The sequence below is a fragment of the Pantoea sp. paga genome (genome assembly GCF_007558755.1).
In the GTDB taxonomy this organism is placed as follows: Bacteria; Pseudomonadota; Gammaproteobacteria; order Enterobacterales; family Enterobacteriaceae; genus Pantoea; species Pantoea agglomerans.
Genome location: NZ_VLTF01000006.1, coordinates 209,453 through 234,849, shown reverse-complemented (window position 1 = coordinate 234,849; position 25,397 = coordinate 209,453). Strand labels below are relative to the sequence as shown.

General features: G+C 57.6%; 24 protein-coding genes and 3 tRNA genes. 12 read left to right on the top strand and 15 right to left on the bottom strand.

All coding sequences use genetic code 11. The features are described from left to right. Positions 1–181 precede the first annotated feature (181 nt). A complete protein-coding gene (locus FOV68_RS17070; protein ID WP_031593282.1) occupies positions 182–1,279 on the bottom strand; it encodes a diguanylate cyclase in 1,098 nt (365 codons plus the stop codon). Positions 1,280–1,510: 231 nt separating this feature from the next. Here FOV68_RS17070 and FOV68_RS17065 point away from each other — a divergent pair, with 231 nt between their 5' ends. Continuing rightward, complete coding sequence (locus FOV68_RS17065) at positions 1,511–1,795, top strand: DUF1435 domain-containing protein (RefSeq protein ID WP_010251467.1); 285 nt, start codon at positions 1,511–1,513, stop codon at positions 1,793–1,795. Positions 1,796–1,956: 161 nt separating this feature from the next. Here the strand turns inward: FOV68_RS17065 and FOV68_RS17060 are convergent. The 4 genes from FOV68_RS17060 to rsmC all read right to left on the bottom strand — a co-directional run bounded on the left by FOV68_RS17060 (position 1,957) and on the right by rsmC (position 3,458). Beyond that, positions 1,957–2,043: transfer RNA gene (locus tag FOV68_RS17060), tRNA-Leu, on the bottom strand. Positions 2,044–2,071: 28 nt separating this feature from the next. Beyond that, positions 2,072–2,158 (bottom strand) — tRNA-Leu (locus FOV68_RS17055). Between the two features lie 30 nt (positions 2,159–2,188). Then, positions 2,189–2,275 (bottom strand) — tRNA-Leu (locus tag FOV68_RS17050). 151 nt (positions 2,276–2,426) lie between these two features. Next, the gene (gene rsmC, locus FOV68_RS17045; RefSeq protein WP_010253598.1) at positions 2,427–3,458 is read right to left on the bottom strand and encodes a 16S rRNA (guanine(1207)-N(2))-methyltransferase RsmC; all 1,032 of its coding nucleotides are present in this window, start codon (positions 3,456–3,458) and stop codon (positions 2,427–2,429) included. A 106-nt stretch (positions 3,459–3,564) separates the two neighbouring features. Here rsmC and FOV68_RS17040 point away from each other — a divergent pair, with 106 nt between their 5' ends. From FOV68_RS17040 to yjjG, 3 genes are read left to right on the top strand one after another with little or no spacing between them, the layout of a single operon-like run. Next, entirely contained in the window at positions 3,565–3,975 is a 411-nt protein-coding gene (locus FOV68_RS17040) for a DNA polymerase III subunit psi (RefSeq protein ID WP_143991252.1), read from the top strand. Then, complete coding sequence (rimI, locus tag FOV68_RS17035) at positions 3,947–4,387, top strand: ribosomal protein S18-alanine N-acetyltransferase (RefSeq protein ID WP_143991251.1); 441 nt, start codon at positions 3,947–3,949, stop codon at positions 4,385–4,387. Before FOV68_RS17040 ends, rimI begins: the two co-directional genes overlap by 29 nt. An 18-nt stretch (positions 4,388–4,405) precedes the next feature. Beyond that, on the top strand, positions 4,406–5,086 hold the full coding sequence (yjjG, locus tag FOV68_RS17030; protein WP_143991250.1) for a pyrimidine 5'-nucleotidase: 681 nt from the start codon (positions 4,406–4,408) through the stop codon (positions 5,084–5,086). Positions 5,087–5,752: 666 nt separating this feature from the next. Here the strand turns inward: yjjG and FOV68_RS17020 are convergent. Next, positions 5,753–6,403 carry a YtjB family periplasmic protein gene (locus FOV68_RS17020; RefSeq protein WP_010253606.1) on the bottom strand — a complete coding sequence of 217 codons (651 nt, stop codon included), beginning with the start codon at positions 6,401–6,403 and terminating at the stop codon, positions 5,753–5,755. Positions 6,404–6,510: 107 nt separating this feature from the next. On the opposite strand from FOV68_RS17020, the gene serB reads away from it, so the two are divergent. From serB to nadR, 3 genes are all read left to right on the top strand, one after another. Further along, positions 6,511–7,488 carry a phosphoserine phosphatase gene (gene serB, locus FOV68_RS17015; RefSeq protein ID WP_033770935.1) on the top strand — a complete coding sequence of 326 codons (978 nt, stop codon included), beginning with the start codon at positions 6,511–6,513 and terminating at the stop codon, positions 7,486–7,488. A 13-nt stretch (positions 7,489–7,501) separates the two neighbouring features. Then, positions 7,502–8,884, top strand: a complete 1,383-nt coding sequence (gene radA / locus FOV68_RS17010) for a DNA repair protein RadA (RefSeq protein WP_031593287.1) — start codon at positions 7,502–7,504, stop codon at positions 8,882–8,884. A gap of 75 nt (positions 8,885–8,959) precedes the next feature. Next, positions 8,960–10,201 carry a multifunctional transcriptional regulator/nicotinamide-nucleotide adenylyltransferase/ribosylnicotinamide kinase NadR gene (gene nadR / locus FOV68_RS17005; RefSeq protein WP_010253612.1) on the top strand — a complete coding sequence of 414 codons (1,242 nt, stop codon included), beginning with the start codon at positions 8,960–8,962 and terminating at the stop codon, positions 10,199–10,201. Positions 10,202–10,246: 45 nt separating this feature from the next. Here nadR and FOV68_RS17000 read toward each other — a convergent pair whose 3' ends face one another. Continuing rightward, on the bottom strand, positions 10,247–11,248 hold the full coding sequence (locus tag FOV68_RS17000; protein WP_143991249.1) for a zinc-binding alcohol dehydrogenase family protein: 1,002 nt from the start codon (positions 11,246–11,248) through the stop codon (positions 10,247–10,249). Between the two features lie 204 nt (positions 11,249–11,452). Here FOV68_RS17000 and FOV68_RS16995 point away from each other — a divergent pair, with 204 nt between their 5' ends. Both FOV68_RS16995 and FOV68_RS16990 read left to right on the top strand, forming a co-directional pair. Then, positions 11,453–12,349, top strand: a complete 897-nt coding sequence (locus FOV68_RS16995) for a LysR family transcriptional regulator (protein ID WP_010253616.1) — start codon at positions 11,453–11,455, stop codon at positions 12,347–12,349. A gap of 112 nt (positions 12,350–12,461) precedes the next feature. Further along, positions 12,462–12,839, top strand: coding sequence for a hypothetical protein (locus FOV68_RS16990; protein WP_010253618.1), 378 nt, complete (start codon positions 12,462–12,464; stop codon positions 12,837–12,839). A gap of 54 nt (positions 12,840–12,893) precedes the next feature. Here the strand turns inward: FOV68_RS16990 and ettA are convergent, their stop codons facing one another. Together ettA and deoR are read right to left on the bottom strand one after the other, a co-directional pair. Further along, positions 12,894–14,561 carry an energy-dependent translational throttle protein EttA gene (gene ettA, locus FOV68_RS16985; RefSeq protein WP_031593292.1) on the bottom strand — a complete coding sequence of 556 codons (1,668 nt, stop codon included), beginning with the start codon at positions 14,559–14,561 and terminating at the stop codon, positions 12,894–12,896. 191 nt (positions 14,562–14,752) lie between these two features. Then, positions 14,753–15,517: a DNA-binding transcriptional repressor DeoR gene (gene deoR / locus FOV68_RS16980; RefSeq protein WP_010253621.1), complete on the bottom strand. Its 765-nt coding sequence runs from the start codon at positions 15,515–15,517 to the stop codon at positions 14,753–14,755. 392 nt (positions 15,518–15,909) lie between these two features. On the opposite strand from deoR, the gene rbsK reads away from it, so the two are divergent. Genes rbsK through FOV68_RS16965 form a run of 3 tightly spaced genes read left to right on the top strand, consistent with a single transcriptional unit; the run spans position 15,910 to position 19,172 of the window. Beyond that, complete coding sequence (gene rbsK, locus FOV68_RS16975) at positions 15,910–16,827, top strand: ribokinase (RefSeq protein ID WP_064703492.1); 918 nt, start codon at positions 15,910–15,912, stop codon at positions 16,825–16,827. A 9-nt stretch (positions 16,828–16,836) separates the two neighbouring features. After that, the gene (gene fucP, locus FOV68_RS16970) at positions 16,837–18,162 is read left to right on the top strand and encodes an L-fucose:H+ symporter permease (RefSeq protein ID WP_143991248.1); all 1,326 of its coding nucleotides are present in this window, start codon (positions 16,837–16,839) and stop codon (positions 18,160–18,162) included. After that, the gene (locus tag FOV68_RS16965) at positions 18,159–19,172 is read left to right on the top strand and encodes an aldose 1-epimerase family protein (protein ID WP_143991247.1); all 1,014 of its coding nucleotides are present in this window, start codon (positions 18,159–18,161) and stop codon (positions 19,170–19,172) included. The genes fucP and FOV68_RS16965 overlap by 4 nt, the downstream gene beginning before the upstream one ends. A 7-nt stretch (positions 19,173–19,179) precedes the next feature. On the opposite strand, the gene urtE is transcribed toward FOV68_RS16965, so the two are convergent. From urtE to FOV68_RS16935, 6 genes are all read right to left on the bottom strand, one after another. Continuing rightward, the gene (gene urtE / locus FOV68_RS16960; RefSeq protein ID WP_033769607.1) at positions 19,180–19,878 is read right to left on the bottom strand and encodes an urea ABC transporter ATP-binding subunit UrtE; all 699 of its coding nucleotides are present in this window, start codon (positions 19,876–19,878) and stop codon (positions 19,180–19,182) included. Position 19,879: 1 nt separating this feature from the next. Beyond that, positions 19,880–20,671, bottom strand: coding sequence for an urea ABC transporter ATP-binding protein UrtD (urtD, locus tag FOV68_RS16955; protein ID WP_010253634.1), 792 nt, complete (start codon positions 20,669–20,671; stop codon positions 19,880–19,882). Then, positions 20,668–21,741: an urea ABC transporter permease subunit UrtC gene (gene urtC, locus FOV68_RS16950; RefSeq protein ID WP_033769609.1), complete on the bottom strand. Its 1,074-nt coding sequence runs from the start codon at positions 21,739–21,741 to the stop codon at positions 20,668–20,670. The genes urtD and urtC overlap by 4 nt, the downstream gene beginning before the upstream one ends. Further along, positions 21,741–23,306 (bottom strand): urea ABC transporter permease subunit UrtB, encoded by a 1,566-nt coding sequence (gene urtB / locus FOV68_RS16945; RefSeq protein ID WP_039386423.1) that lies wholly within the window; start codon positions 23,304–23,306, stop codon positions 21,741–21,743. Before urtB ends, urtC begins: the two co-directional genes overlap by 1 nt. 92 nt (positions 23,307–23,398) lie before the next feature. Beyond that, complete coding sequence (gene urtA / locus FOV68_RS16940; RefSeq protein ID WP_143991261.1) at positions 23,399–24,667, bottom strand: urea ABC transporter substrate-binding protein; 1,269 nt, start codon at positions 24,665–24,667, stop codon at positions 23,399–23,401. A 28-nt stretch (positions 24,668–24,695) separates the two neighbouring features. After that, positions 24,696–25,397, bottom strand: coding sequence for a GntR family transcriptional regulator (locus FOV68_RS16935; RefSeq protein WP_031593301.1), 702 nt, complete (start codon positions 25,395–25,397; stop codon positions 24,696–24,698).

Below are 25,397 nucleotides of genomic sequence, written 5' to 3'. Positions count from 1 at the left end.
AAAGTGTAGATAAGAAAGCAAATGATAATCGTTATTGATTAACTCTACAAGTCGTGTAAAAAATCGTCGTTGCTGGCGGGAAAACGGAGGGGTTAAGGTCAGTTATCCGATCGGGCAGAGCAGCAGAGAGCCGGGCATATTGAGTCAAAGCCTCAGTGATTACCGATAGCGTTACGTTTAATTATGCATGTTCACTGGCGGCGTGATGCTGTTTTCGGGGTAAATCTTCCCAGGCGAGAATGGTATTCCGGCCCTGATTTTTAGCCACATATAATGCGCTGTCAGCATTGGCGACCGCCAGGTCAAATTCATTATCATAAATAGGCGCGATGCCGGCACTGATGGTGACATGGGTTGAAACGGTTTCATTGAAAAGATGAGGAATTTCTAAATCCAGCACGTACTGACGGATTCGCTCTGCCAGTTTCATGGCGATGGAGCCGTTCACATTGGTCATCAATACCAGAAACTCTTCGCCGCCATAGCGGGTAACAACATCGCGTGAACGCACCGCATCACGAATCGCGACAGAGACCCGCGCCAGCGCCTGATCGCCCATCGCATGCCCGTAATTGTCGTTATAAGACTTAAAGTGATCGATATCCAGCAGCAGCACATAGTGGCTGCCAGCATGGTTTTCCAGAATATTATCCAGCCGGTTCTTAAGACCACGACGGTTATAAAGCCCGGTCAGCGGGTCCAGCATGCTGAGGTCGCTGAATGTCTCTTTCTCTTCGTAGAGCTGATGCATCAGGCGCAGAGTAAAGTTGTCGGCACGGCGGCGCATCAGATGCTGTAGTGAGAAACCAATCAGCGGCAGCGTAATGGTCAGCAGGATCAGCGGCAGGTGCTGTGCATTGTCGAGCAGCAATACGGTGAGCACCGGTGGCGTGACATGCAGACAAAAAGCCCCCAGATAATCGCTCAGGGCGATGGCACTGATAAATAACACACTGATCAAACTGATAATAAGAAAGCCACCATCAAAATAGAACACCTGATGAAAGCGATAATTAATATGCCAGGCCCAGAGCATTCCCAGCAGCAGCGCCACAGGATTTAACAGGGGAAGTTTTACTTTAGGCCATATTAAAAGGGAAATTAACATAATGCCGCTAAAGGCCGCGACACTAATTACCGGCAGGGTCGTCTCACTTTTCTCACTGCTCATTATTGGCAGCAGATGAAATAGCGAAACGGCGATATTCAGAAACAGGAAAAGCATCACTGAAAGCCGGTATTTACTCTGCTTCAGCTCTTCATAGGATTGTAATTTCATTATAAGTACTCGTGACGACCCTGAAATACTAAAGCGCACGCCGGCAAAATCAGGTTCTGCCAGACAATGAGCAAATTATTGCTGTTGCTGTTATTAAAGGTGTTATCGGCCGCAATCTAGCATTTTCCAACTGGTCTGTCATCTTCGTTGCCGGGCGAGACAAAAACAGGCTGCAGTGCAGGCAAAACTGTCATATGATAATGGGAATGCTTATCATTTGAGGTTTGTGTCATGGGGATAGCGATTATCGCGGCCTGCGGCCTGTGGGGAGTCAGTTGGGCACTGGGTAAAAAGCTGGATAGTGCGTGGGGCGTGTTGCTGCCGTGCATTGCGCTGCCGCTGTTCGCCTTATGGGAACCGAGCTTCAGCCAGTGGCGGATGGTGATGACGGTTGCGCTGCTGCTGACTGTCGTGATGCTGTTTAACCAGCGGCTGCGTCACTATCTGCTGCTGCCATCCTGTCTGGCGTTAGCGGGCGGACTGGCGGCTGTCTCTGTGAATTTTCATCTGAATTAACATAAGCGGAGTGGGTACAACCGGCGTACGGGGTAAAGCGGCTGGAAAAGGTAAAGCGACCGGAAAACGGAACAACTGGAAAAGGTAAAACGAGCAGGGGGTAAAGCGAAACCGCAGGGGAAAAGAAGAGATGAGCGGGAAAGGCCTGAAGATGACAACGTTGGTGCGAAGAGAGGGACTTGAACCCTCACGTCCGTTAAGACACTAACACCTGAAGCTAGCGCGTCTACCAATTCCGCCACCTTCGCATCGAGTTGTCTGTTCATATCACCGCAATGGTGCGAAGAGAGGGACTTGAACCCTCACGTCCGTTAAGACACTAACACCTGAAGCTAGCGCGTCTACCAATTCCGCCACCTTCGCGCAGTGCTCGCGATATGAAACTTGTGATTTTGGTGCGAAGAGAGGGACTTGAACCCTCACGTCCGTTAGGACACTAACACCTGAAGCTAGCGCGTCTACCAATTCCGCCACCTTCGCATACCCGTAACACCTTGAGAATGTTACAACCACGGAGGCGCATTCTAGAGATTTTACTCTTTGCGTCAACAACTATTTCGTCGGGCTGAAACGATCGCTGTAAAAAGCAACGTTTTCAGCCCGGCAAAGCAGTTAACGGCAGGAAAAACCCTTAGCGCGTTTTGGCACCGCGACCATAGACGGCACGGTAAACTTTGAAGCGGCCGGTTTGCGCGATGACTTCGTGACTGCCGAAGGCTTCATCCAGCGCCTGCGGGTAGGGCAGGAAGGTGTTGGCAACGATACGCAACTCGCCGCCGGTATTCAGGTGCTTCACCGCACCACGAATCAGCGCCTGTGCGGCATCGAGGCTGGTCTGAGTGCCTTCATGGAAGGGCGGATTAGAGATAATCATGTCGAAACGACCGGTCACGTCAGAGAAGACGTTGCTGGCGAAGACTTCGCCCTCGATGCCATTGGCGGCCAGCGTCGCTTTACTCGCTTCAATCGCCGCTGCGTGCACGTCACACAGCCACAGACGCACTTTAGGCGAACGGGCAGGCAGCGAGGCGGCAATCACGCCCGCGCCACAGCCCATATCCAGCACTTTACCTTTGGTGTGCGGGGTAAAGGTCGACAGCAGCAGGGCGCTGCCGCTATCCAGACCGTCACGGCTGAAGACGCCAGGCAGGGTATGAATCGTCAGACCATCAAGCTGATACTGGTGACCAAAAGTGCTGGCATCGAATTCAGGCTGCTTGTCGAGGCGTCCGTGGTAGAGACCACAGCGACGCGCGCTGTCGATCTTCTCCAGCTTCACCCACGACTCCATCATGCCTTCGGCGCTGCGCACGCCGCTGCGGTTTTCACCGACCACGAACACGTCGCAGCCCACCGGCAGCAGCGACAGCAGGTTCTGCAGCTGGAACTGCACTTCCGGCTTATTCTTGGTCCAGAAGTAGACAAGGGTATCGCAGCCCTGCACATCTTCGGCCTGCGCAACCATTCCGTAACGCGCCTGTTCGCCCATACGGCGGCTCAGGTTTTGCCAGTGATGATATTGCTGGGTGTGAACGCGCGACGAGGCGGTTTCCAGCTGAGCGGGCAGGTCATCCTGCAGATCGCCAGCAAATAAAACATGGCGGGCGGTAAATTCATCACTGTGGCGCAGAATGACTTCGCTGGCCGGGGTAAAAGCAGACATGTAGGGCTCCTGTAAGATCTGAGCGGGGATTATAGTGGTTTGTTGGCGCATGTTCGATGGGTTTGCTAGCATAGCGTCGCATTCAGGCAGCAGAACAGGTAACACCATGACGTCCAGGCGCGACTGGCTTTTACAGCAAATGGGAATTACGCAGTACCAACTGCGCCGCCCGCGCGTGCTTCAGGGCGAAATTGCCGTCACGCTGGCACCGGACACGCAGTTAATTATTGTCGCTGACGCGCCCCCCGGTTTGCATGAACCGCTTATGCGCGATGTGCTGCATGCCCTCAATCTGCAACCCGCTCAGGTAATGACCGTGACACCGGATCAGCTGCAAATGCTGCCGGAAACGCTGAACTGCGCGGGCTGGCTGCTCGGCGTAGAGAGCGAACAGACTTTCAATGGCGTGGCATTAACCAGCGCCTCTTTTAATGAACTGATCAGCAGCGGCGTCGCCAAACGCGCGCTCTGGCAACAGATGTGTAACCATGACATCCATCTCTTTACTCACCCCTGACGATCTGGCGCAGGCCTTCGCCATTGAGTGTCGTAGTCACGCGTTTCCCTGGAGTGAAAAGACGTTTGCCAGCAATCAGGGCGAGCGCTTTATCAATTTACGTCTCGACGTTGACGGCAAAATGGCCGCCTTTGCGATTACGCAGGTGGTACTGGACGAAGCCTCGCTGTTTAACATCGCGGTCGATCCCGCTTTTCAGCGCCGGGGATTGGGACGCCAGCTGTTGCAGCATCTGATCGATGAATTGATCAAACGCGACGTGCTGACGCTGTGGCTGGAAGTGCGGGCTTCGAACCTGCCCGCCATCGCGCTCTATGAGCAGCTTGGATTCAATCAGGTCAGTCGTCGCCCCAACTATTATCCCACCGCCAGCGGCCGTGAAGATGCCATTCTCATGGCACTGACGCCGTAGCGGTGTTAAGGAGCTTTAATGATTGATAACTGGGATTGCATCCTGTTTGATGCCGACGATACCCTTTTTCATTTCGACGCCTATGCCGGTTTGCAGCGCCTGTTCGCCGGTTATGACGTGCAGTTCACCGACCAGGATTACAGCGATTATCAGGCGATAAACAAGCCGCTGTGGGTCGATTATCAGAACGGTGCTATCTCCGCGTTACAGCTGCAGACTCAGCGTTTCAACCACTGGAGCGAAAAGCTCAGCGTTGCGCCGGAGATCCTCAACAGCGGCTTTCTCAGCGCAATGGGAGAGATCTGTACGCCGCTGCCGGGCGCGGTCAGCCTGATGAACCAGCTGCATGGCCGGGTGAAAATGGGCATCATCACCAACGGCTTTACTGCGCTGCAGCAGACGCGTCTGGAGCGCACCGGTTTTCGCGATTACTTCTCGGCGCTGGTAATCTCCGAGCAGGTCGGCCAGCCAAAACCGGCGCCAGAGATTTTTGATTACGCACTGAATCTGATGGGCAACCCGGATCGTGAGCGGGTGCTGATGGTGGGTGATACGCCAGAGTCAGACATTCTGGGCGGCATGAATGCCGGTGTGAAAACCTGCTGGCTCGATCATGGCACCCGGCCGCTGCCGGAACATATTAAGCCCACCTGGCAGGTCAAATCGCTGGGTGAGCTGGAAGCGCTGCTCATCGGCTGACGGAAGACGCCTCGCAAATCAGCATCTTTCCCATAAAAAAGGCCCGCACAGCGGTAATGCTGGTCAGTTAAGATTAGATTTGTATAAGGCTGTCACGTTTAAACGTGGCAGTTTTTTTGGGCGAGCGAGCCGCAAGTGCGGGCCAGCGCACCTCTGCTGCTGCCGGGCCGTCCTCGCGCCGCTCACGCGGTACCTTCGGCTTTGACGTCGTGCCGACGAACCGTTCGGGGATCGGCCCTCCCTGGCCGGCCCCGAACTGTCCACGCTTCCCGGCGTGGACTTCTGGCCCGCCGTCACGCCTCAGCGCTGTGGATAGCCCTTTCAGCAGCAGCGGCGCTCAGGCCTCCACTCTCGTGCCCTTTTTTAACAATACACACTGAAGTTTCAGAGCAGGCAGGTGCCGGACAGGGGCAGGCAATCCGCAGCGCTGAACAGAATGAGTCTGCCAGGAGAGCCCGCAGGACGCGGGCGAAAGGCGGGGCGGCACAGGATGTGCCATCCCCGGCGGTCCGTCAGGCAGGCGAATGACGTGAAGGAACCGCGCAGCGGCGCGAGGACCGCCAGCCCCTGCCCGGCACCAGACTGCGTTATCACCTGCTGCTTAACTGACCAGCATTACCGCTGTGCGGGCCTTTCTTGTTTTATCTTTACAGCAGTGCCGGAACACTACTCCTTCTTCTCGTCGTCCTCATCCCGGTCCTCTTTCACCGGTGTACTGGCGGTGAGCAGGAATGGCGACTGCTGCCAGCGGGTGCGGCGGTGGCGCAGCAGGGTGCGTGAGAGAATAATGCCGATAGCCAGCGCCAGCAGCATCATCAGACGCAGAATATTGGTGGTGTTATCGACCTGATGCGAGTCGGTGACCAGCACATGGGTATCCAGCGTCACGCGCAAAAAGCCCAGCGGACCCTCGTTTCCGGCCAGCGGCTGCACAATCTGATGGTTGAAATAGCTGCCCGCGCGCTGGCCGTCGAGCGCCAGCCGATCGCGTACATTGATGTTTTCACCGCTGTGCGCCACGAGGCTGCCGTCGCCGTCATAGACCGATGCATCCAGAATACGGCTGTTAGCCGTCATCTGATTAAGAATGGCTTCTATCTGAGTCCGATTATTTTCACTGTTGTCCATCAATGGCTTAAGGCTGAACGCCACCTGGCTGGTCAGCGTATGCGCCAGCTCCTCGACCTGTTCAGAACGTGCCGCCTGATGGCCGAGACTGAACCAGGATGCGCCCTGCATCAGCACGACCAGCAGCGCCATCGAGATGAGAACGATCACGGTACGATGTAAGCGAAATTTCAGTGCGGTTTTAGCCATTAATCATCCGGGTCATATCACAACAGAAAGCCTGGAGATTATGTTGCCAGAAGCGGCGCAGACAAGGTAGCCTCTTGCGTGGTTTTGTTGTCCCTACAGGAGCTCTGATGCCAAATCGTTTAACCTGGTGCGATCTTCCCGCCGATGTCTCTCTCTGGCCGGGTTTGCCCCTTTCTCTTAGCGGTGATGAAGTGATGCCGCTGGATTATCGCGCTGGCCGTACCGGCTGGCTGCTGTATGGTCGCGGGCTGGATAAGCAGCGGCTGACCGATTACCAGCACCAGCTGGGTGCCGCCATGGTGATCGTCAGCGCCTGGAACGTCGATGAGTATCAGGTGATTCGCCTGGCGGGATCGCTGACGCCGTTTGCCAGCAAGCTGGCGCACGACGCTGGCCTGGATGTTGCGCCGCTGGGCAAAATCCCGCATCTCAAAACGCCAGGCCTGCTGGTGATGGATATGGACTCCACCGCGATTCAGATCGAGTGCATCGATGAGATTGCAAAACTGGCCGGCTGCGGCGAGCAGGTGGCGGAAGTCACGGAACGCGCGATGCGCGGCGAACTCGACTTCACCGCCAGCCTGCGTCAGCGCGTGGCCACGCTGCAGGGCGCGGACGCCAATATTCTGAAACAGGTGCGTGATGCCCTGCCGCTGATGCCAGGCTTAACCACCCTGACGCAGAAGCTGCAGGCGCTGGGCTGGCAGGTTGCCATCGCGTCTGGCGGCTTTACCTATTACGCCGAATACCTGCGCGACAAGCTGCATCTGTCGGCGGTGGTCGCTAATGAGCTCGAAATTCGCGACGGCAAACTGACCGGCAACGTGCTGGGACCGATTGTCGACGCACAATACAAAGCCGATACCCTGAAGAAGCTGGCGCAGCGTTTTGACATCGCGCCGGAACAGACGGTGGCGATCGGCGATGGTGCCAATGACCTGCTGATGATCAAAGCCTCAGCGCTGGGCATTGCGTTCCATGCTAAACCTAAGGTGAATGAGCAGACTGCGGTCACCATTCGCCATGCCGATTTAATGGGGGTGTTCTGCATCCTCACCGGCAGCCTGATCCACGAAGAGCGTTAACTGAGGTACTGATTTGGCCAAAGCGGCAAAACGCGCATTTGTCTGTAACGAATGTGGCGCAGATTACCCACGCTGGCAGGGGCAGTGCAGCGCCTGTCATGCCTGGAACACCATCACTGAGGTGCGCATTGCCGCCTCGCCCGCGGCTGCGCGTAACGAGCGCCTGAGTGGCTATGCCGGCAGCGCCGGAACCAGCCGGGTGCAGAAGCTCTCTGAAATCAGTTTAGAGGCGTTACCGCGCTTCTCTACCAGCTTCAAAGAGTTTGACCGGGTGCTGGGCGGCGGGGTGGTGCCGGGCAGCGCCATTCTGATTGGCGGCAGCCCCGGCGCAGGCAAATCCACGCTGCTGTTGCAGGTGATGTGCCGGTTGTCAGAGGGCATGAAAACCCTGTATGTCACCGGTGAAGAGTCACTACAACAGGTGGCGATGCGCGCCCATCGTCTGGGATTACCTACCGAAAATGTGAATATGCTGTCGGAAACCAGCATTGAGCAGATCTGCCTGATCGCCGAACAGGAGCAGCCGCAACTGATGGTGATTGACTCGATCCAGGTGATGCACATGGCGGAGATCCAGTCATCGCCGGGCAGCGTCGCCCAGGTGCGTGAAACCGCCGCTTACCTGACGCGCTTCGCCAAGACGCGCGGTGTGGCGATCATCATGGTCGGTCACGTCACCAAAGATGGCTCCCTGGCCGGACCGAAAGTACTGGAGCACTGTATCGACTGTTCGGTACTGCTGGATGGCGATGCCGATTCCCGCTTCCGCACCCTGCGTAGTCATAAAAACCGCTTCGGCGCGGTCAATGAACTGGGTGTGTTTGCCATGACCGAGCAGGGCATGCGTGAAGTCAGCAACCCGTCAGCTATTTTCCTGTCGCGCGGCGAAGAGGTCACCTCGGGCAGTTCGGTGATGGTGCTGTGGGAAGGAACGCGACCGCTGCTGGTGGAGATTCAGGCGCTGGTCGATCACTCGATGATGGGCAATCCACGCCGCGTGGCAGTGGGTCTGGAGCAGAACCGTCTGGCGATTCTGCTGGCGGTGCTGCACCGGCACGGCGGATTGCAGATGGCGGATCAGGATGTGTTCGTTAACGTGGTCGGCGGCGTCAAAGTCACTGAAACCAGTGCTGACCTGGCGCTGATGCTGTCGATGGTGTCGAGCCTGCGCGATCGTCCGTTGCCGCAGGATCTGGTGATCTTCGGCGAAGTGGGACTGGCGGGCGAAATCCGTCCGGTGCCCAGCGGTCAGGAGCGCATCGCTGAAGCGGCGAAGCATGGCTTCAAACGCGCTATTGTACCGGCAGGGAATGCACCGAAAAAACCGATTGCCGGGATGCAGGTTTTCAGCGCGAAGAAGCTGGCCGATGCGCTGGCGATTCTGGACGATCTGTAACGCGCCTGCGGCCGCCAGCGAAAAACCGCTGGCAGGCCGCTCCCACCTTAACCGCATTGATGCAGGAGGCACGACATGTCGTCGTTTGATTATCTGAAAACGGCCATTCGCCAGCAGGGCCACACGCTGCAACAGGTCGCTGACGCCAGCGGCATGACCAAAGGCTATCTGAGCCAGTTGCTCAATGCCAAAATCAAAAGCCCCAGCGCGCAAAAGCTGGAGGCGCTGCACCGTTTTCTGGGGCTGGAGTTTCCGCGCCGCGATAAAACGGTGGGCGTGGTGTTTGGTAAGTTCTATCCGCTGCACACCGGCCATATCTATCTGATTCAGCGCGCCTGTAGCCAGGTCGATGAGCTGCATATCATTATGGGCTATGACGAACCACGTGACCGCGAGCTGTTTGAGAACAGTGCGATGTCACAACAGCCCACGGTCAGCGATCGCCTGCGCTGGTTGTTACAGACCTTTAAGTATCAGAAAAATATCCGTATTCACGCCTTTGATGAGGAGGGGATCGAGCCCTATCCGCACGGCTGGGATGTCTGGAGTAAGGGCGTCAGCGCGTTTCTAAGCGAGCATGGTATTGCGCCGGATTGCATCTACACCAGCGAAGCGCCCGATGCGGAGATGTATCAGCAGCATCTTGGCATTCAGACCGTGCTGGTCGATCCCAGCCGATCCTTTATGAGCATCAGCGGCGCGCAGATCCGTCAGGATCCGTTCCGCTTCTGGGATTACATCCCGACCGAAGTAAAACCCTTTTTTGTGCGCACCGTGGCGATCCTCGGCGGTGAGTCGAGCGGTAAATCGACGCTGGTGAATAAACTCGCCAACATCTTCAACACCACCAGTGCCTGGGAATATGGCCGCGACTATGTCTTCTCCCACCTGGGCGGTGATGAAATGGCACTGCAATATTCTGATTACGACAAGATCGCGCTGGGCCAGGCGCAGTACATCGATTTCGCGGTTAAATACGCCAATAAAGTGGCCTTTATCGACACCGACTTTGTCACCACGCAGGCGTTTTGTCTGAAGTATGAGGGGCGTGAACATCCGTTTGTGCAGGCACTGATCGATGAATATCGCTTTGATCTGGTGATTCTGCTGGAGAACAACGTGCCCTGGGTTGCCGATGGCTTGCGCAGCCTGGGCAGTTCCGTTGATCGACGGGAGTTTCAGTCGATGCTGGTGACGATGCTGCGTGAAAACAACATCGAATTCCTGCACGTGCAGGAAGATGATTATGACACCCGGTTCCTGCGCTGCATTGAACTGGTGAAAGCGATGCTGGGCGAGAAAAACGCCCAGCCGTAACGCATGCTGTGACCCGGTCTGCCGCAGGGCAGCCGGGTCAGCGCATTAATACACCATCACCACTTTGCCGCGCATGTGGCCTTCCAGCACGCGCTGATGGGCAGCGGTTAAGGTCTCAACGCTTAAGCCGTGCAGCGTCTCGCTCAGTGTGGTTTGCAGCTTCCCTTCATCCAGCAACGCCGAGACGGCATCCAGAATCTCACCCTGACGCGCCATATCCGGCGTGTTAAACATGCTGCGGGTGTACATCAGCTCGAAATGCAGGGCAGCACTCTTCAGCTTCAGCTGATCCATCGACAGCGGATGTTCGTTTTCCACGATGGTGCAGATATGGCCCTGCGGGGCGATAAGCTTTGCCATGGTCTCCCAGTGACCGTCGGTATCATTGAGGCAGAAGATATAATCGACCTGCTTAATGCCCTGTTTTTCCAGCTCACCAATCATATCTTTGTAGTTGATCATCAGATCGGCGCCGCGATCGCGGCACCACTGCGCGGAATCTTCACGCGAAGCGGTGGCAATGATCTTCACCTTGCTGCGCAGTTTCGCCAGCGGGATCGCCAGCGATCCCACACCGCCTGCGCCGCCCACAATCAGCAGCGTCTGATCTTCCGTTGCTGACTCCAGGTTCAGTCGCTCAAACAGTCCTTCCCAGGCGGTCAGGGCCGTCAGCGGGATCGCAGCGGACTGCGCCCAGTCCAGGCTCTCTGGCTTGTGACCGGTGATGCGTGAGTCAACCAGCTGCTCGGTGCTGTTACTGCCGGGACGGGTCAGGTCACCTGCATAAAAAACTTTATCGCCTGGCTTAAAGTTGCTGACTTTGCTGCCCACTTCCAGCACCACACCGCTGGCATCCCAGCCGAGGATGCGAGGCTGCTGCAGGCCGTTCTTCATCGCCCCTTTGTGCACCTTGGTATCAACCGGGTTGACCGACGCGGCTTTAACTTCGACCCGCAGGTCATACTCACCTGGCGCTGGGGTTTCAGGGAAAATTTCAGTGAAGCTTTCAGGACTTTCCGGATTAATTGCGATAGCGCGAATAGACATAAATTTTTCCTGTTTAGTCAGGCTGGAAGCCTGGATCTTGTGGTTGCCATTCTGGCCCTGGAGAGTGCTCACACTCCGCAGGGGCTGTGCCACGCTGTTCGCGGCAGACTGGCTGATGATTCGGAACAGGCTTTAAGTGTAGAACCTGATTTTAGCGGTGATAAGATGGACAATCTTTCATAGAGTGTTCGTCTGAGGTGAACAATGGCGTTTCGTCAGTGGCAGGATATGGCGCTGTTTGCGCTGGTGGCGGAGTGCGGCAGCTTTACCGGCGCGGCAGAACGCGCAGGGCTGCCAAAATCGAGCGTCAGTCAGCGCATCAGCCAGCTGGAGCAGCGGCTGGGGATTCGTCTGCTGAACCGTACCACCCGCCAGCTCAATCTGACCTTTGCCGGTGAGCGCTATCTGCTGCATTGTCAGGAGATGATGCAGGCCAGTGAACGCGCCGATCAGGCGATCGCCAGCCTGCGTGAAAACCCCAGCGGGCGTCTGCGCATCACCAGCCCGGCGGGGATTGGTGCCACGCTGCTGGCGCGCTGTAACGCGGCGTTTTTACGTCTCTATCCCGATGTGACGCTGGATGTCTCGATCTCCGATGAGATGCGTGATCTGGTGCAGGAGGGCTTTGATGTGGCGCTGCGCACCGGCCAGCCGCAGGAGTCCTCGCTGATTGGCCGCCGGATAGGCAACTGCCCGCGACTGCTGGTTGCATCACAGCGCTATCTTGATCAGCATCCGCCGCTGGTTCATCCACAGCAGCTGTCGGCCCACCGCTGTATTGCGCATCGCGCCTGGAATGAATGGGTGTTGCAGCGCGATGATGAGTTCTATCGCTGGCTGCTGCCGCCGGGCCATCTCACCGACAATTTGCTCTATGCGCGCGAATCTGCGCTGGGCGATGCGGGCATTACGCTGCTGCCGCACTTTCTGACCGATGGGGCGATGGCGGATCCCCGGCTGGTGCCGGTACTGCCGGAATGGGAAATAGAGGGGAATGAGCTCTGGCTGGTCTATCCGGGCCGTAAACTGAATTCACCTGCGCTGGCGCGGTTTATTGAGTTCGCGCTGCAGTCACCGGTGTTCAGGGAGTTTTATCGCTGAACTTAAAATAAAAGGTATAACCGTAACCTGTAACTTTGATACCTGTAACAGAAAATTACATTGCATTAATTATGATGGCACTTCCTGTTCTTCTCAAAGGAAGAGAAATGTTATGAAAGCTCAAAATTTGAAAAGTGCTTGTATTAAAACTTTATCAAAAAGTGAACTTTATGATCAAAGAGAGTTTAATGGTGTAACAGCCCTTAAAAATATTCTGGGTAACGAAAATAAAGAGATTGAAGCAGACTTTGTACTCAGGGGCAGCGATGTCAGCTGCAGTGCATCAGTCACCTGGTATGATGCCAGAGAGTCACATGAAAGCCGGTCTGAATTTCGGCTCTATTATGAGGGTAATCCGGTAATGGAACTCGCAGTGCCTGGTGATAATATCATCATTGGTTTTGATAAAAAAAGTAAATTAACCTGTATTTTATTTAAAACACACGATGATGAGCATCAAGGGCATATTGAACAATGGACGCCGCTTTAAAAAAACAAAAAAGGGAAGCGCCCGCTTCCCTTTTTAATATTAATCAGCCTGCCATTACTTCGTCATACGCTTGTACTTGATGCGCTTCGGCTCCAGCGCTTCGGCGCCGAGGGTACGCTTCTTGTACTCTTCATATTCGGTAAAGTTACCTTCGAAGAATTCGATGTTGCCCTCATCCTGATAATCCAGAATGTGCGTGGCGATACGGTCCAGGAACCAGCGGTCATGCGAGATCACCATGGCACAACCCGGGAACTCCAGCAGGGCGTTTTCCAGCGCGCGCAGGGTTTCAATGTCCAGGTCGTTGGTTGGTTCATCGAGCAGCAGCATGTTGCCGCCAACCTGCAGCAGCTTCGCGAGGTGCAGACGACCACGCTCACCACCCGACAGTTCGCCTACGCGTTTGCCCTGATCGACGCCTTTAAAGTTAAAGCGGCCGACATAGGCGCGGCTTGGCATCTCGGTGTTACCGATGCGCATGATGTCCTGACCGCCGGAAACCTCTTCCCACACGGTTTTGGCGTTATCCATGCTGTCGCGGAACTGATCCACGGACGCCAGCTTCACGGTTTCACCCAGTACAATCTCGCCCGAATCAGGTTGTTCCTGACCAGACATCATGCGGAACAGCGTCGATTTACCCGCGCCGTTCGGACCGATAATGCCGACAATCGCGCCTTTCGGTACCGAGAACGAAAGATCGTCAATCAGCACACGGTCGCCATAGGACTTACGCAGATTGCTGACTTCCAGCACTTTGTCACCCAGACGGGCACCTGGCGGAATGAACAGTTCGTTGGTTTCGTTACGTTTCTGATAGTCGGTGTTGTTCAGCTCTTCAAAGCGTGCCAGACGGGCTTTGCCTTTAGACTGCTGGCCTTTTGGCCCTTTGCGCACCCACTCCAGCTCTTTCTCAATCGACTTACGACGAGCGGCTTCAGAAGAGGCTTCCTGCGCCAGACGCGCATCTTTCTGCTCCAGCCAGGAGGAGTAGTTACCTTCCCACGGAATCCCTTCACCGCGGTCAAGTTCCAGAATCCAGCCTGCAACGTTATCCAGGAAGTAACGGTCATGCGTAATGGCGACGACGGTACCTTCGAAGTCGTGCAGGAAGCGCTCCAGCCAGGCGACAGATTCGGCGTCCAGGTGGTTCGTCGGTTCGTCCAGCAGCAGCATGTCTGGTTTTTCCAGCAGCAGGCGGCAGAGGGCGACGCGACGACGTTCACCACCGGAAAGGGTGGCGATTTTCGCGTCCCAGTCAGGCAGGCGCAGCGCATCGGCAGCACGTTCCAGCTGGGTATTCAGGTTGTGACCATCGTGAGCCTGGATGATCTCTTCCAGACGGCCCTGTTCAGCGGCCAGTTTGTCGAAGTCTGCATCTTCTTCAGCATAGAGCGCATAGACTTCGTCGAGACGCTTCAGTGCGCCAACGACTTCTGACAGCGCTTCTTCTACCGACTCACGCACGGTGTGTTCAAGGTTAAGCTGCGGTTCCTGCGGCAGGTAGCCAATCTTGAGGCCTGGCTGCGGACGCGCTTCCCCTTCGATATCTTTATCGATGCCGGCCATGATGCGCAGCAGGGTAGATTTACCCGCGCCGTTCAGGCCGAGTACGCCAATTTTTGCGCCAGGGAAGAAGCTGAGCGAGATGTTTTTCAGGATATGTCGCTTCGGCGGAACCACTTTGCCGACGCGATGCATGCTATAGACGAATTGAGCCACGTTGGTTTGAGCCTCTGGGTCTGTTGGTCGTTGGAATGATGTCGAAGTTTAGCCTTTTTCACCGTTTAATCCCAGCCGGGGGGCGGCGAATATTAGCGTGGCGGAGCCGATGCCGGGCATTGCCAGGCATAACTGACTGATTTCCACACTCAATCGCTGACAGAGTCAGGAGAGCATGTCAGAAAGAGGCGTCAGGGCAGACGCAGCGGGATCGCCTGCTGGGCCAGCCAGTTTTGCAACGCCTGATCGGGCGCGCTGTCACTCACCAGCAGATCAAAGCGCTGCAGCTCGGCGATGCGGGCAGGCAGCACCTTGCCATATTTACTGCTGTCAGCCACCAGCACCGATTTTCGGGCGCGCAGCATGGCGTGATGCTTCATCATCAGCTCATTGGTGTTGTAGCAGGTCGCGCCCTGATCTTTGTCGATGCCTGCCGCGGAGATAAAGGCCAGCGTCGGGCAGAGATCGTCAAGGATGGTATGCACGCCAATCGGCGTAAACAGGGCGTTGTCGGCATGAAATTCACCGCCGCTGAGAATCACGTTACAGGCCGGTTTCTCTTTCAGCGTCAGAAAGGTATTCATGGCGCAGCAGATGGCAGTAAACGACAGGGTGTCGGGAATCGCATCCACGATGTAGGGCAGGGTGGTGCCGCAGTCAAAAAAGACCGTATCGTTCTCGTTGATCAGGCTGGCGGCCGCCTGTGCCAGCCGCTGCTTTCTGGCGGCATTCTGGCCATGCTGGTCGCTGACAAAATAGTGGCTGGCATGACTTTTCGGATCGCTGACGATATAGCCGCCCAGCAGGACCACGCTGGAGCCCGGCTCGGTTAAATCGCGGCGAACCGTCATCTCTGAGACCCCAAGCAGCTGGGCCGCATCTTTCAGATGCAGTTTGTCGGTGCGTTTCAGCGCCTGCGTCAGCTTGTGAATGCGTTCGTCGCGCCGGGTTTCCATGGTCATCTCTCTGTTCCCTATCCTGCAGTGCGGAGGAAAGACGCCGGGATCGACGTCAATACGCTACAAACCTCACAGATTTGAATGAGTTGCGTCTCATCCGCCAGGCTGGCAGTCAATCTTACCCGCAATCCGTGAGGGCCGCAAACCTCCGCCGTGCTGTCAGCGTGTGGTGATATCGGCACATCACCGCGGGCGGTTGTGGCTTTCACCATCCGCGTTCAGTGATGTTAGATTGTTATAATAATAACACTGAAAGTCCCATTGCATGCCGTTATTCGCCCATCACCACCGTGTCAGGATGTGGTTTTTGTCACATATTTAACCTTTAAGAATTGTTATTGTTACTTTAATAACATTTTAAGTTTAAAAAACATCCGGGAGAAAAGGTCATGACAATTGCGGTCATCGGCTCAAACATGGTCGATCTGATTACCTATACCAACAGCCTGCCGAAAGCGGGTGAAACCCTTGAAGCGCCCGACTTTGCCATTGGCTGCGGCGGTAAAGGGGCCAACCAGGCGGTCGCGGCGGCAAAAATGGGCGGCAACGTGATGATGGTCAGCAAGGTCGGTGACGATCTCTTTGCTCCGAACACCGTTGCAAACCTTCAACAGCAGGGCGTGGACACGCGCTTCGTCACCACGGCGGCGGGCACCTCCAGCGGCGTGGCACCGATTTTTGTCGATGACCAGTCGCAGAACCGCATTCTGATTATCAAGGGCGCAAACCAGCAGTTGAAACCGGCCGATATCGACGACGCGGCAGAGGCGCTGAAAGCCTGCCAGCTGATCATTCTGCAGCTGGAGATCCCACTGGAGACGGTCTATTACGCCATCGATTTTGCCCGCCAGCATCAGATCAAAGTGATCCTTAATCCGGCGCCAGCCGTCGCCACGCTTGATATTGATTACGCCTGCAAATGCGACTTCTTTATGCCCAACGAAACCGAGCTGGAGATCCTTACCGGCCTGCCGGTCAGCAGTGATGAAGAGGTGATCGTCGCCGGACAGTCGCTGCTGAAGCGCGGCCTTAAAAATCTGATCATCACCCTGGGCAGCCGGGGATCGATCTGGATGAGCGGCGACGAGGTCCATCGCGTGGCTGCCACACCGGTTCAGGCGGTCGACACCAGCGGCGCGGGCGATGCCTTTATCGGCTGCTTTGCGTATCTGCTGGTGAAAACCGGCGATGTGGCCGCCGCCATGACCCAGGCGTCTGCCTATGCCGCCTGCAGCGTCACCGGGCGCGGCACCCAGCGCGCCTATCCCGACGCAGAGAGTTTCCAGCGTTTTCTCAACCGTAACTGAGGTTCTGCCATGCAACAGAAAATTGTTCAGCAATCTGATGGCTATCTGAATAAAACGCCGCTGTTCCAGTTCATTCTGCTGTCGTGCCTCTTTCCGCTCTGGGGCTGTGCGGCGAGTCTTAACGATATCCTGATCACCCAGTTTAAAAGCGTATTTGCGCTGAGCGACTTTGCCAGTGCGCTGGTGCAGAGTGCCTTTTATGGCGGCTATTTTCTGATTGCGATCCCCGCGTCGCTGGTGATCCGCAAGACCAGTTACAAGATGGCGATCATGATCGGCCTGGCGCTCTACATTGCCGGCTGTATCGCCTTCTATCCCGCCTCGCACATGGCGACCTACATCATGTTCCTGGCGGCGATATTTGCCATCGCCATCGGCCTGAGTTTCCTGGAAACCGCCGCCAACACTTACAGTTCGATGATTGGCCATCGTGATCACGCCACGCTGCGCCTCAACGTCAGTCAGACCTTCTATCCGATCGGGGCGCTGATGGGGATCGTGCTGGGCAAATATCTGGTGTTTCAGGAGGGTGAAAGCCTGGAGAGTCAGATGGCAACCATGACGGCAGAGCAGGCACATGCGTTCCGCCTGACGATGCTGGAACACACGCTGGAGCCCTACAAATATCTGGTGATGGTGCTGGTGGTGGTGATGGTGCTGTTTATGTTCACCCGCTATCCGCGCTGTAAACCCGAAAGCAGCGAGAGATCGCGCCCTTCGCTGGGCGAGACGTTCCGCTATCTGGCTGGCAACCGACACTTTAAACGTGGAATTGTGACCCAGTTTCTCTATGTCGGCATGCAGGTCGCGGTCTGGTCGTTTACCATTCGTCTGGCGCTGACGCTGGGGGCAACTAATGAACGTCACGCCTCGAACTTTATGATCTACAGCTTCATCTGCTTCTTTATCGGCAAGTTCGTGGCGAACTTCCTGATGACCCGTTTCCGCGCCGGGAAGGTGCTGATTGCCTATTCGGTGCTGGGCGTGCTGACGCTGGCTTATGTGATGCTGGTGCCGAACTTTACCGCCGTCTACGCCGCCGTCTTTGTCAGCGTGCTGTTTGGTCCCTGCTGGGCGACGATCTACGCGGGAACGCTGGCGACGGTCGATAATAAATACACCGAAGTCGCGGGCGCGTTTATCGTGATGGCGATTGTCGGTGCGGCCTTTGTCCCGGCGCTGCAGGGCCTGGTTTCGGACTCACTGGGTTCTATGCAGCTGGCATTTGGCGTCTCGCTGCTCTGTTTCGCCTGGGTCGGATTCTACTTCTATGGCGAACTGCGCCATAAAAAACAGCCGGTTGCGACCGGTCGTCTGGCGGAGGAGTTACCATGAAAACCCGTTTACCCTTAGCGCGTGAACAGTTTCACACCACACCCTGGGTGCTGCTGGAGAGCGATGATTTCCGGGTTGAGCTGTTTCGCTATCCGGCGGGCATTGAGGCGGTACGCATTCATAACCGGCGCGGCAACGTGACCGTGCTGCCGTTTCTCGGGCAGATGATCTGGGACGCAGAGTTCGACGATCATCACCTGACCATGGGCCACAGTTTTAAGCAGCCGCTGCCCGCAAATTCGATCATCGACACCTATGGCTGTTTCGCGTTTCATTCAGGGCTGCTGGCCAACGGCTGTCCCGCACCAGAGGACGATCATCCGCTGCATGGTGAGATGGCCTGCGCCCGCATGGACAGCGCCTGGCTGGTGCTGGAGGATCAGACGCTGTCGCTGGAAGGGGAGTGTGAATATGTCAAAGGCTTCGGCCATCACTACCTGGCCGCACCCGCCGTCCGCATCGCGGCCGACCAGCCCCGGCTGACGATCGAGATGACGGTCACTAATCTGGCTGGCGCGCCGATGCCGCTGCAGTATATGTGTCACCTCAACAGCGCGTGGATCGATCAGGGCCGCTTCCGGCAGTCGATCCCCGAACAAGCATTCCAGCTGCGTCGCTCGATCCCGGCGCATCTGCGACCAACGCCCGCCTGGCGGGATTACACTGATCGGCTGGCGCGCGATCCGCAGGCGTTGCAGCAGCTCGATCAGCCGCAGCTCTGCGATCCGGAGATCGTCTTTTTCGCGGACGATCTGCCGCAGTATGGCGATGAGGTGCAGTTTGAGCTGCATGCGCCGCAGGGCTATGCGCTGATGACGCGCTTCTCTACCGCGCAGTTCCCGCACGCCACTCGCTGGCTGCTGCATAACCACGATCAGCAGGTGGCGGCCTATATTCTGCCCGCCACCTGTCGGCCAGAGGGCTTTCTTGCCGCGCAGCAGGCTGGCACGCTGATCACCCTGGCGCACGGTGAACAGCGCCACTTTTCTGTCGAGACTGGCTTACTCTGAGCCGGGTTTAAATCGCCACCAGGCCGCGCACACCCTCTGCTTCCATGGTGTCGCCGCGGCCACGCTGCACAATTTCTCCGCGCGACATCACCAGATAGCTGTCCGCCAGCTCCGCCGCGAAGTCATAAAACTGCTCCACCAGCAGGATCGCCATATCTCCCCGCTGCGCCAGCTGGCGGATCACCGCGCCGATCTCTTTGATCACCGAAGGCTGGATCCCTTCGGTCGGCTCATCAAGGATCAACAGCTGGGGCCGACAGGCCAGCGCCCGGCCAATCGCCAGCTGCTGCTGCTGACCGCCAGAGAGGTCGCCGCCCCGGCGTGACTTCATCGCCAGCAGCACCGGAAAGAGCTGGTAGATCTCCTCCGGCACTTCACGCGCCTGCGCAGCCGGAAAGCGTGACAGCCCCATCAGCAGATTCTCTTCCACCGTCAGACGCGGAAAGATTTCCCGCCCCTGGGGCACATAGGCGATGCCAGCCTGCACCCGCTGGTGCGGCTTGCGGCCATTCATGCGCTGCTGCTGCCAGTGAATCTCGCCCGATTTCGCCGGGATCAGCCCCATCAGGCATTTCAGCAGCGTGGTCTTCCCCACGCCATTGCGCCCCAGCAGACAGGTGATTTCGCCAATCTTTACCTCAAAAGACAGGCCGCGCAGAATATGACTGCCGCCATAATATTGATTCAGTTCAGTAACCTGTAACATTTCAGCGCCCCAGATAAACGTCGATAACCTGCTCGTTGGCCTGCACGTCGCGCAGCGAACCCTCGGCCAGCACCTGACCCTGATGCAGCACCGTCACGTGGTCGGCAATGGTTTCGACAAAGCCCATATCGTGCTCTACCACCATCAGCGAATGCTTGCCCGCCAGGCTGCGGAACAGCTCGGCGGTGTAGTCCGTTTCGGCGTCGGTCATGCCCGCGGCCGGTTCATCCAGCAGCAGCAGATGCGGCTCCTGCACCAGCAGCATGCCGATCTCCAGAAATTGCTTCTGGCCATGCGACAGCAGGCCCGCGCGACGCTGGCGTTCGCCGCCCAGCCGCAGCAGTTTCAGCACCTCATCAATGCGATCACGCTGTTCGCCGCTGAGGCGGGCGCGCAGGCTGGCCCAGACCGATTTATCGGCTTTGAGCGCGATCTCCAGATTTTCGAACACGGTTAACGCCTCAAATACCGTTGGCTTCTGGAACTTGCGGCCGATCCCGGCGCGGGCGATCTCCACCGGTGAGAGACGGGTCAGATCGCTGTCCTGGTCGTAGATCACCCGGCCGGCATCGGGCCGGGTTTTGCCGGTGATCACATCCATCAGCGTGGTTTTGCCCGCGCCGTTGGGGCCGATCACGCAGCGCAGTTCCCCGACGCCAATCTGCAGCGAAAGATCGGTCAGCGCCCGGAAGCCTTCAAACGACACGCTGATCTTCTCCAGTTGCAGCACCGGATCGCGCTGCACCCGATGGCGATCCGCCAGCTGAGTTTGGGTAAACAGGACATCACTCATTTTTTCCTCCGGCGCAACAGGCCAATCACGCCGTGCGGCAGAAACAGCGTGACCAGGATAAACATCAGCCCCAGGAAAAAGAGCCAGTATTCGGGAAAGGCGACGGTGAAGAAGCTGCGTGCGCCGTTCACAATCGCCGCGCCCAGCAGCGGGCCAATCAGCGTGCCGCGTCCGCCCAGCGCCACCCAGATCGCCGCTTCAATCGAGTTGGCCGGTGACATCTCACCCGGATTGATAATGCCGACCTGCGGCACATAGAGCGCCCCGGCCAGGCCGCACAGCACGGCGGAGAGCGTCCAGACAAACAGCTTGAAACCGCGCGGGTCGTAACCACAGAACATCAGGCGGTTCTCCGCATCCCGCACCGCAGTCAGCACCCGGCCAAATTTGCTGCGCGCCAGGGCGAAGCCGATCGCCAGGCTCAGCAGCAGCAGCAGCACCGTGGCGATAAACAGCCCGATACGGGTGGGGGTTGCCGTCACCGAAAAGCCGAGCAGGGTGGTAAAGCCGGTAAAGCCATTGTTGCCGCCAAAACCGGTTTCGTTACGGAAGAACAGCAGCATCCCGGCGTAGGTCAGCGCCTGGGTCATGATGGAGAAGTAGACGCCTTTAATCTTCGAGCGAAAGGCAAAAAAGCCAAAAATCAGCGCCAGCAGGCCCGGCACCAGCATGCTCAGGCAGAGCGCCCAGACGAAATAGTCGGTGCCGGTCCAGAACCAGGGCAGTTCACGCCAGGAGAGAAAGGACATAAAGGCGGGTAAACCCTCGCCTGCGGCCTGGCGCATCAGATACATGCCCATGGCATATCCACCCAGGGCGAAAAAGAGGCCGTGGCCCAGCGACAGCAGTCCGGCGTAGCCCCACACCAGATCCAGCGCCACCGCGACCACCGCGTAGCAGAGGATTTTGCCGACCAGCGTCAGGGTATAGGTGGAGATCGCCAGCGGATGCGTGGCGGGCAGCAGCGCCAGAAACGGCATCACCAGGAGCGCCACGGTAATCGCCAGGCCGATGCTGATGGTCAGGCGCGGCGCGGTGCGCGCCACGCGAAGCGTGATGGGTTGCGTCATCAGTCAGTCACCCTTCCTTTTACCGCAAACAGCCCCTGCGGACGTTTCTGAATAAACAGCACGATAATCACCAGAATCAGGATCTTGCCCAGCACGGCGCCAATCTGCGGCTCCAGCACTTTGTTGAGAATGCCCAGGCTGAACGCGGCAACCACGGTGCCCGCCAGCTGACCGACGCCACCCAGCACCACCACCAGGAACGAGTCGATAATGTAGCCCTGGCCCAGCTCCGGTCCGACGTTACCGAGCTGCGACAGCGCCACGCCGCCCAGCCCGGCAATGCCCGAGCCGAGTCCAAACGCCAGCATATCGACGCGGCCGGTCGGTACGCCGCAGCAATCTGCCATGGCGCGGTTCTGTGTCACGGCGCGCACGTTCATGCCAAGGCGGGTCCGGTTCAGCAGCAGCCAGGTGAGCGCCAGCACAAACACCACAAACAGGATCACCGCGATGCGGTTCCACGGCAGCACCAGATTGGGCAGCAGCTGCAAGCCACCCGAAAGCCACGCCGGATTCGCCACCTCCAGGTTTTGCGCCCCGAACAGTACCCGCACCAGCTGGATCAGCATCAGGCTGATCCCCCAGGTGGCGAGCAGCGTCTCCAGCGGACGGCCATAGAGATGGCGGATCACCGTGCGTTCCAGCGCCATGCCGATGGCGGCGGTAACCAGAAAGGCGACCGGCAGCGCCAGCAGCGGATACCAGGCTAAATAGTGCGGCGCAAACTGCTGAAACAGGCTCTGTACCCACCAGGTGGCGTAAGCGCCGAGCATCAGCATTTCACCGTGCGCCATGTTGATCACCCCGAGCAGGCCATAGGTGATCGCCAGGCCCAGCGCGGCCAGCAGCAGGATGGAACCCAGCGACAGGCCGCTGAAGGCCTGCCCCAGCAGATCGCCCCACATCAGCCGTTTCTGAATCTGTTGCAGACTTTCCGCCGCGGCGGCCCGCACCGTGGCGTCCGGTTCATTCGCGGGCTGAGTCAGGCGTTGCAGGCTGGCCTGCGTATTGGGATCGCTGGACTCACCCAGCAGTTTCACCGCCCGCAGACGCACCATCGGCTCGCCATCTGCCAGTTGCAGGTTCGCCAGCGCCAGCGCCAGTGCGGCATGGACCCGGCTGTCCTGCTCGGCGGCAAAACGCTGCTCCAGCAGCGGCAGCTGGTCGGCAACGCCCTCACTTTGCAGCTGCTGCGCTGCGCGCAGACGCAGGGTCGTATCAGTGCTGACAAGCTGGTGGGCGGCCAGCGCATTGTTAACCAGCACGCGCAGACGATTGTTCATAAACAGCTTTTTCAGGTTTCCCGTGGGCTGCGCCACCGCATCCAGCGGCTGCAGCGTGGATCCCTGCTGGCTGAACGGCTGTTTATTCTGGTCGATGACCACCGTTTCGGCATGCAGCGCTTCCAGCAGCGGCAGGCGATGGCTGTCCGGTGCGGCGGCCCACTGTTGCAGCAGCGTGGCCTGCTGACTGCGGCTGGCGGCGGCAAAGTCAGCCGCCGGTCCGGCACTGGCCAACAGCGGCATCAGCAGCAGCAGGCTGAAAAAGCAGCGACATAGATTCATAAAAGGAGCCTCGTCAGGGGAGGGCAGCACGGCCGGGTGCCGTGCTGCCGCTTCGCAGCGGGTGACGCTGCGTATCTATCAGCAACCCGCGATTACTGCGCGGTTTTCACCGGGTGATCGGGTTTTTTGTCGTTACCGGCAATGTACGGGCTCCACGGCTGCGCACGTACCGGCTGATCTGTCTGCCACACCACGCTGAACTGGCCGTTCTCTTCCACTTCGCCAATCATGACCGGCTTATGCAGATGATGGTTGGTCTGATCCATGGTCAGGGTAAAGCCATCCGGCGCTTTAAAGGTCTGACCGGCCATCGCCGCCCGCACTTTGTCCACATCCGTGGTGCCCGCTTTTTCCACCGCCTGCGCCCACATATGAATGCCAACATAGGTCGCTTCCATCGGGTCGTTGGTGACGACGGTGGCGGCGTTCGGCAGGTTATGTGCTTTGGCATATGCGCGGTAGTCGGCGACAAACTTCGCGTTGGTCGGATTATCGATCGACTCGAAATAGTTCCAGGCGGCTAACTGACCCACCAGCGGTTTAGTGTCGATGCCGCGCAGCTCCTCTTCGCCCACCGAGAAGGCGACCACCGGAATGTCAGTGGCTTTGATCCCCTGGTTCGCCAGCTCTTTGTAGAACGGCACGTTGGAGTCGCCGTTGATCGTGGAAACCACTGCCGTTTTGCCGACAGCCGCAAACTTTTTGATGTTGGAGACAATGGTCTGGTAGTCGCTGTAACCAAACGGCGTGTAGACCTCTTCGATATCTTTATCCGCCACGCCTTTGCTGTGCAGGAAGGCGCGCAGGATCTTGTTAGTGGTGCGCGGATAGACATAGTCGGTGCCGAGCAGGAAGAAGCGTTTCGCGCTGCCGCCATCTTCGCTCATGAGATACTCCACAGCCGGAATCGCCTGCTGGTTAGGCGCAGCGCCGGTATAGAAGACGTTGGGTGACATCTCTTCCCCTTCATACTGCACCGGGTAGAACAGCAGGCCGTTCAGCTCTTCAAACACCGGCAGCACCGATTTGCGCGACACCGAGGTCCAGCAGCCAAACACCACCGCCGCCTTATCCTGAGTCAGCAGCTGCCGCGCCTTCTCGGCAAACAGCGGCCAGTTAGAGGCGGGATCGACCACCACCGGCTCCAGCTTTTTCCCCAGCACGCCCCCTTTGGCGTTGATCTCATCGATGGTCATCAGCGCCACATCCTTCAGCGGCGTTTCCGAAATCGCCATAGTGCCGGAGAGCGAATGCATGATCCCCACTTTGATGGTGTCAGCCGCCTGCGCACTCCAGGCGAACCCCATGCTGACAACGGTGGCGGAGAGGGCGAAAGCCTTGATCAACGAACGTCTTTTCATCATCTGAAACCCCTGAGTAGTTGTTGTGTTATTCGGTGAGCTGGAGCCGGGCCTGCTGAAGGCGGTGCAGCGTGATCTTTCTGACCTCCGCCTTACTCACGGCGATGTGATCGGTCAGGATGCGTTGCGCCTCGGCGGTCTGCTGCTGAAAAATCGCCTGTAAAATCTGTGCATGTTCCTGCCAGGTGGCAAAGATGCGATCGTCACGAGTGAAGTCGAGCCGGCGGATAATGCGGATCTTCTCGGTGAGTTCGGCGTGAATGCGTGCCATCTCCGGATTACCTGCTGCTGCCACCAGCGTCATGTGAAACGCTTCGTCATGCTGCGACACCACCAGCCCTTCGGTAAGCGGCTCCGCCTCGCACCAGAACTGGTTCAGTTCGTTTAACAGCGCGGCACACTGCGGCGCAGGCAGGGCGCAGAGGCGTTTGACCGCCTCGCACTCCAGCACGGTGCGCAGGTCATACAGCGATTCGAACCAGGCGAAATCGAAGTTCTTAATCTGCCAGCCGCTGCGAAACCAGACTTCGACAAAGCCTTCGCGTTCCAGCCGGAACAGCGCCTGACGGACCGGGGTGCGGCTGACCGCCATCCGTCCGGCGATTTCGCTTTCGCTGAAGCGATCGCCGGGCATCAGGCGAAAGGCGAAGATATCGTCCTTCAGCGCCTGATAAACCCGTTCCGCCAGCGCTTCCGGGCGGGCTTTAGGGGAGTGGGGTTGCGTTGTCAT

Bases quoted from the DNA above. Each gene is read 5' to 3' on its own strand.
- FOV68_RS17070 (WP_031593282.1), bottom strand. From the start codon at position 1,279: ATGAAATTACAATCCTATGAAGAGCTGAAGCAGAGTAAATACCGGCTT.
- FOV68_RS17065 (WP_010251467.1), top strand. From the start codon at position 1,511: ATGGGGATAGCGATTATCGCGGCCTGCGGCCTGTGGGGAGTCAGTTGG.
- rsmC (WP_010253598.1), bottom strand. From the start codon at position 3,458: ATGTCTGCTTTTACCCCGGCCAGCGAAGTCATTCTGCGCCACAGTGAT.
- FOV68_RS17040 (WP_143991252.1), top strand. From the start codon at position 3,565: ATGACGTCCAGGCGCGACTGGCTTTTACAGCAAATGGGAATTACGCAG.
- rimI (WP_143991251.1), top strand. From the start codon at position 3,947: ATGACATCCATCTCTTTACTCACCCCTGACGATCTGGCGCAGGCCTTC.
- yjjG (WP_143991250.1), top strand. From the start codon at position 4,406: ATGATTGATAACTGGGATTGCATCCTGTTTGATGCCGACGATACCCTT.
- FOV68_RS17020 (WP_010253606.1), bottom strand. From the start codon at position 6,403: ATGGCTAAAACCGCACTGAAATTTCGCTTACATCGTACCGTGATCGTT.
- serB (WP_033770935.1), top strand. From the start codon at position 6,511: ATGCCAAATCGTTTAACCTGGTGCGATCTTCCCGCCGATGTCTCTCTC.
- nadR (WP_010253612.1), top strand. From the start codon at position 8,960: ATGTCGTCGTTTGATTATCTGAAAACGGCCATTCGCCAGCAGGGCCAC.
- FOV68_RS17000 (WP_143991249.1), bottom strand. From the start codon at position 11,248: ATGTCTATTCGCGCTATCGCAATTAATCCGGAAAGTCCTGAAAGCTTC.
- FOV68_RS16995 (WP_010253616.1), top strand. From the start codon at position 11,453: ATGGCGTTTCGTCAGTGGCAGGATATGGCGCTGTTTGCGCTGGTGGCG.
- FOV68_RS16990 (WP_010253618.1), top strand. From the start codon at position 12,462: ATGAAAGCTCAAAATTTGAAAAGTGCTTGTATTAAAACTTTATCAAAA.
- deoR (WP_010253621.1), bottom strand. From the start codon at position 15,517: ATGGAAACCCGGCGCGACGAACGCATTCACAAGCTGACGCAGGCGCTG.
- rbsK (WP_064703492.1), top strand. From the start codon at position 15,910: ATGACAATTGCGGTCATCGGCTCAAACATGGTCGATCTGATTACCTAT.
- fucP (WP_143991248.1), top strand. From the start codon at position 16,837: ATGCAACAGAAAATTGTTCAGCAATCTGATGGCTATCTGAATAAAACG.
- FOV68_RS16965 (WP_143991247.1), top strand. From the start codon at position 18,159: ATGAAAACCCGTTTACCCTTAGCGCGTGAACAGTTTCACACCACACCC.
- urtE (WP_033769607.1), bottom strand. From the start codon at position 19,878: ATGTTACAGGTTACTGAACTGAATCAATATTATGGCGGCAGTCATATT.
- urtD (WP_010253634.1), bottom strand. From the start codon at position 20,671: ATGAGTGATGTCCTGTTTACCCAAACTCAGCTGGCGGATCGCCATCGG.
- urtC (WP_033769609.1), bottom strand. From the start codon at position 21,741: ATGACGCAACCCATCACGCTTCGCGTGGCGCGCACCGCGCCGCGCCTG.
- urtB (WP_039386423.1), bottom strand. From the start codon at position 23,306: ATGAATCTATGTCGCTGCTTTTTCAGCCTGCTGCTGCTGATGCCGCTG.
- urtA (WP_143991261.1), bottom strand. From the start codon at position 24,667: ATGAAAAGACGTTCGTTGATCAAGGCTTTCGCCCTCTCCGCCACCGTT.
- FOV68_RS16935 (WP_031593301.1), bottom strand. From the start codon at position 25,397: ATGACAACGCAACCCCACTCCCCTAAAGCCCGCCCGGAAGCGCTGGCG.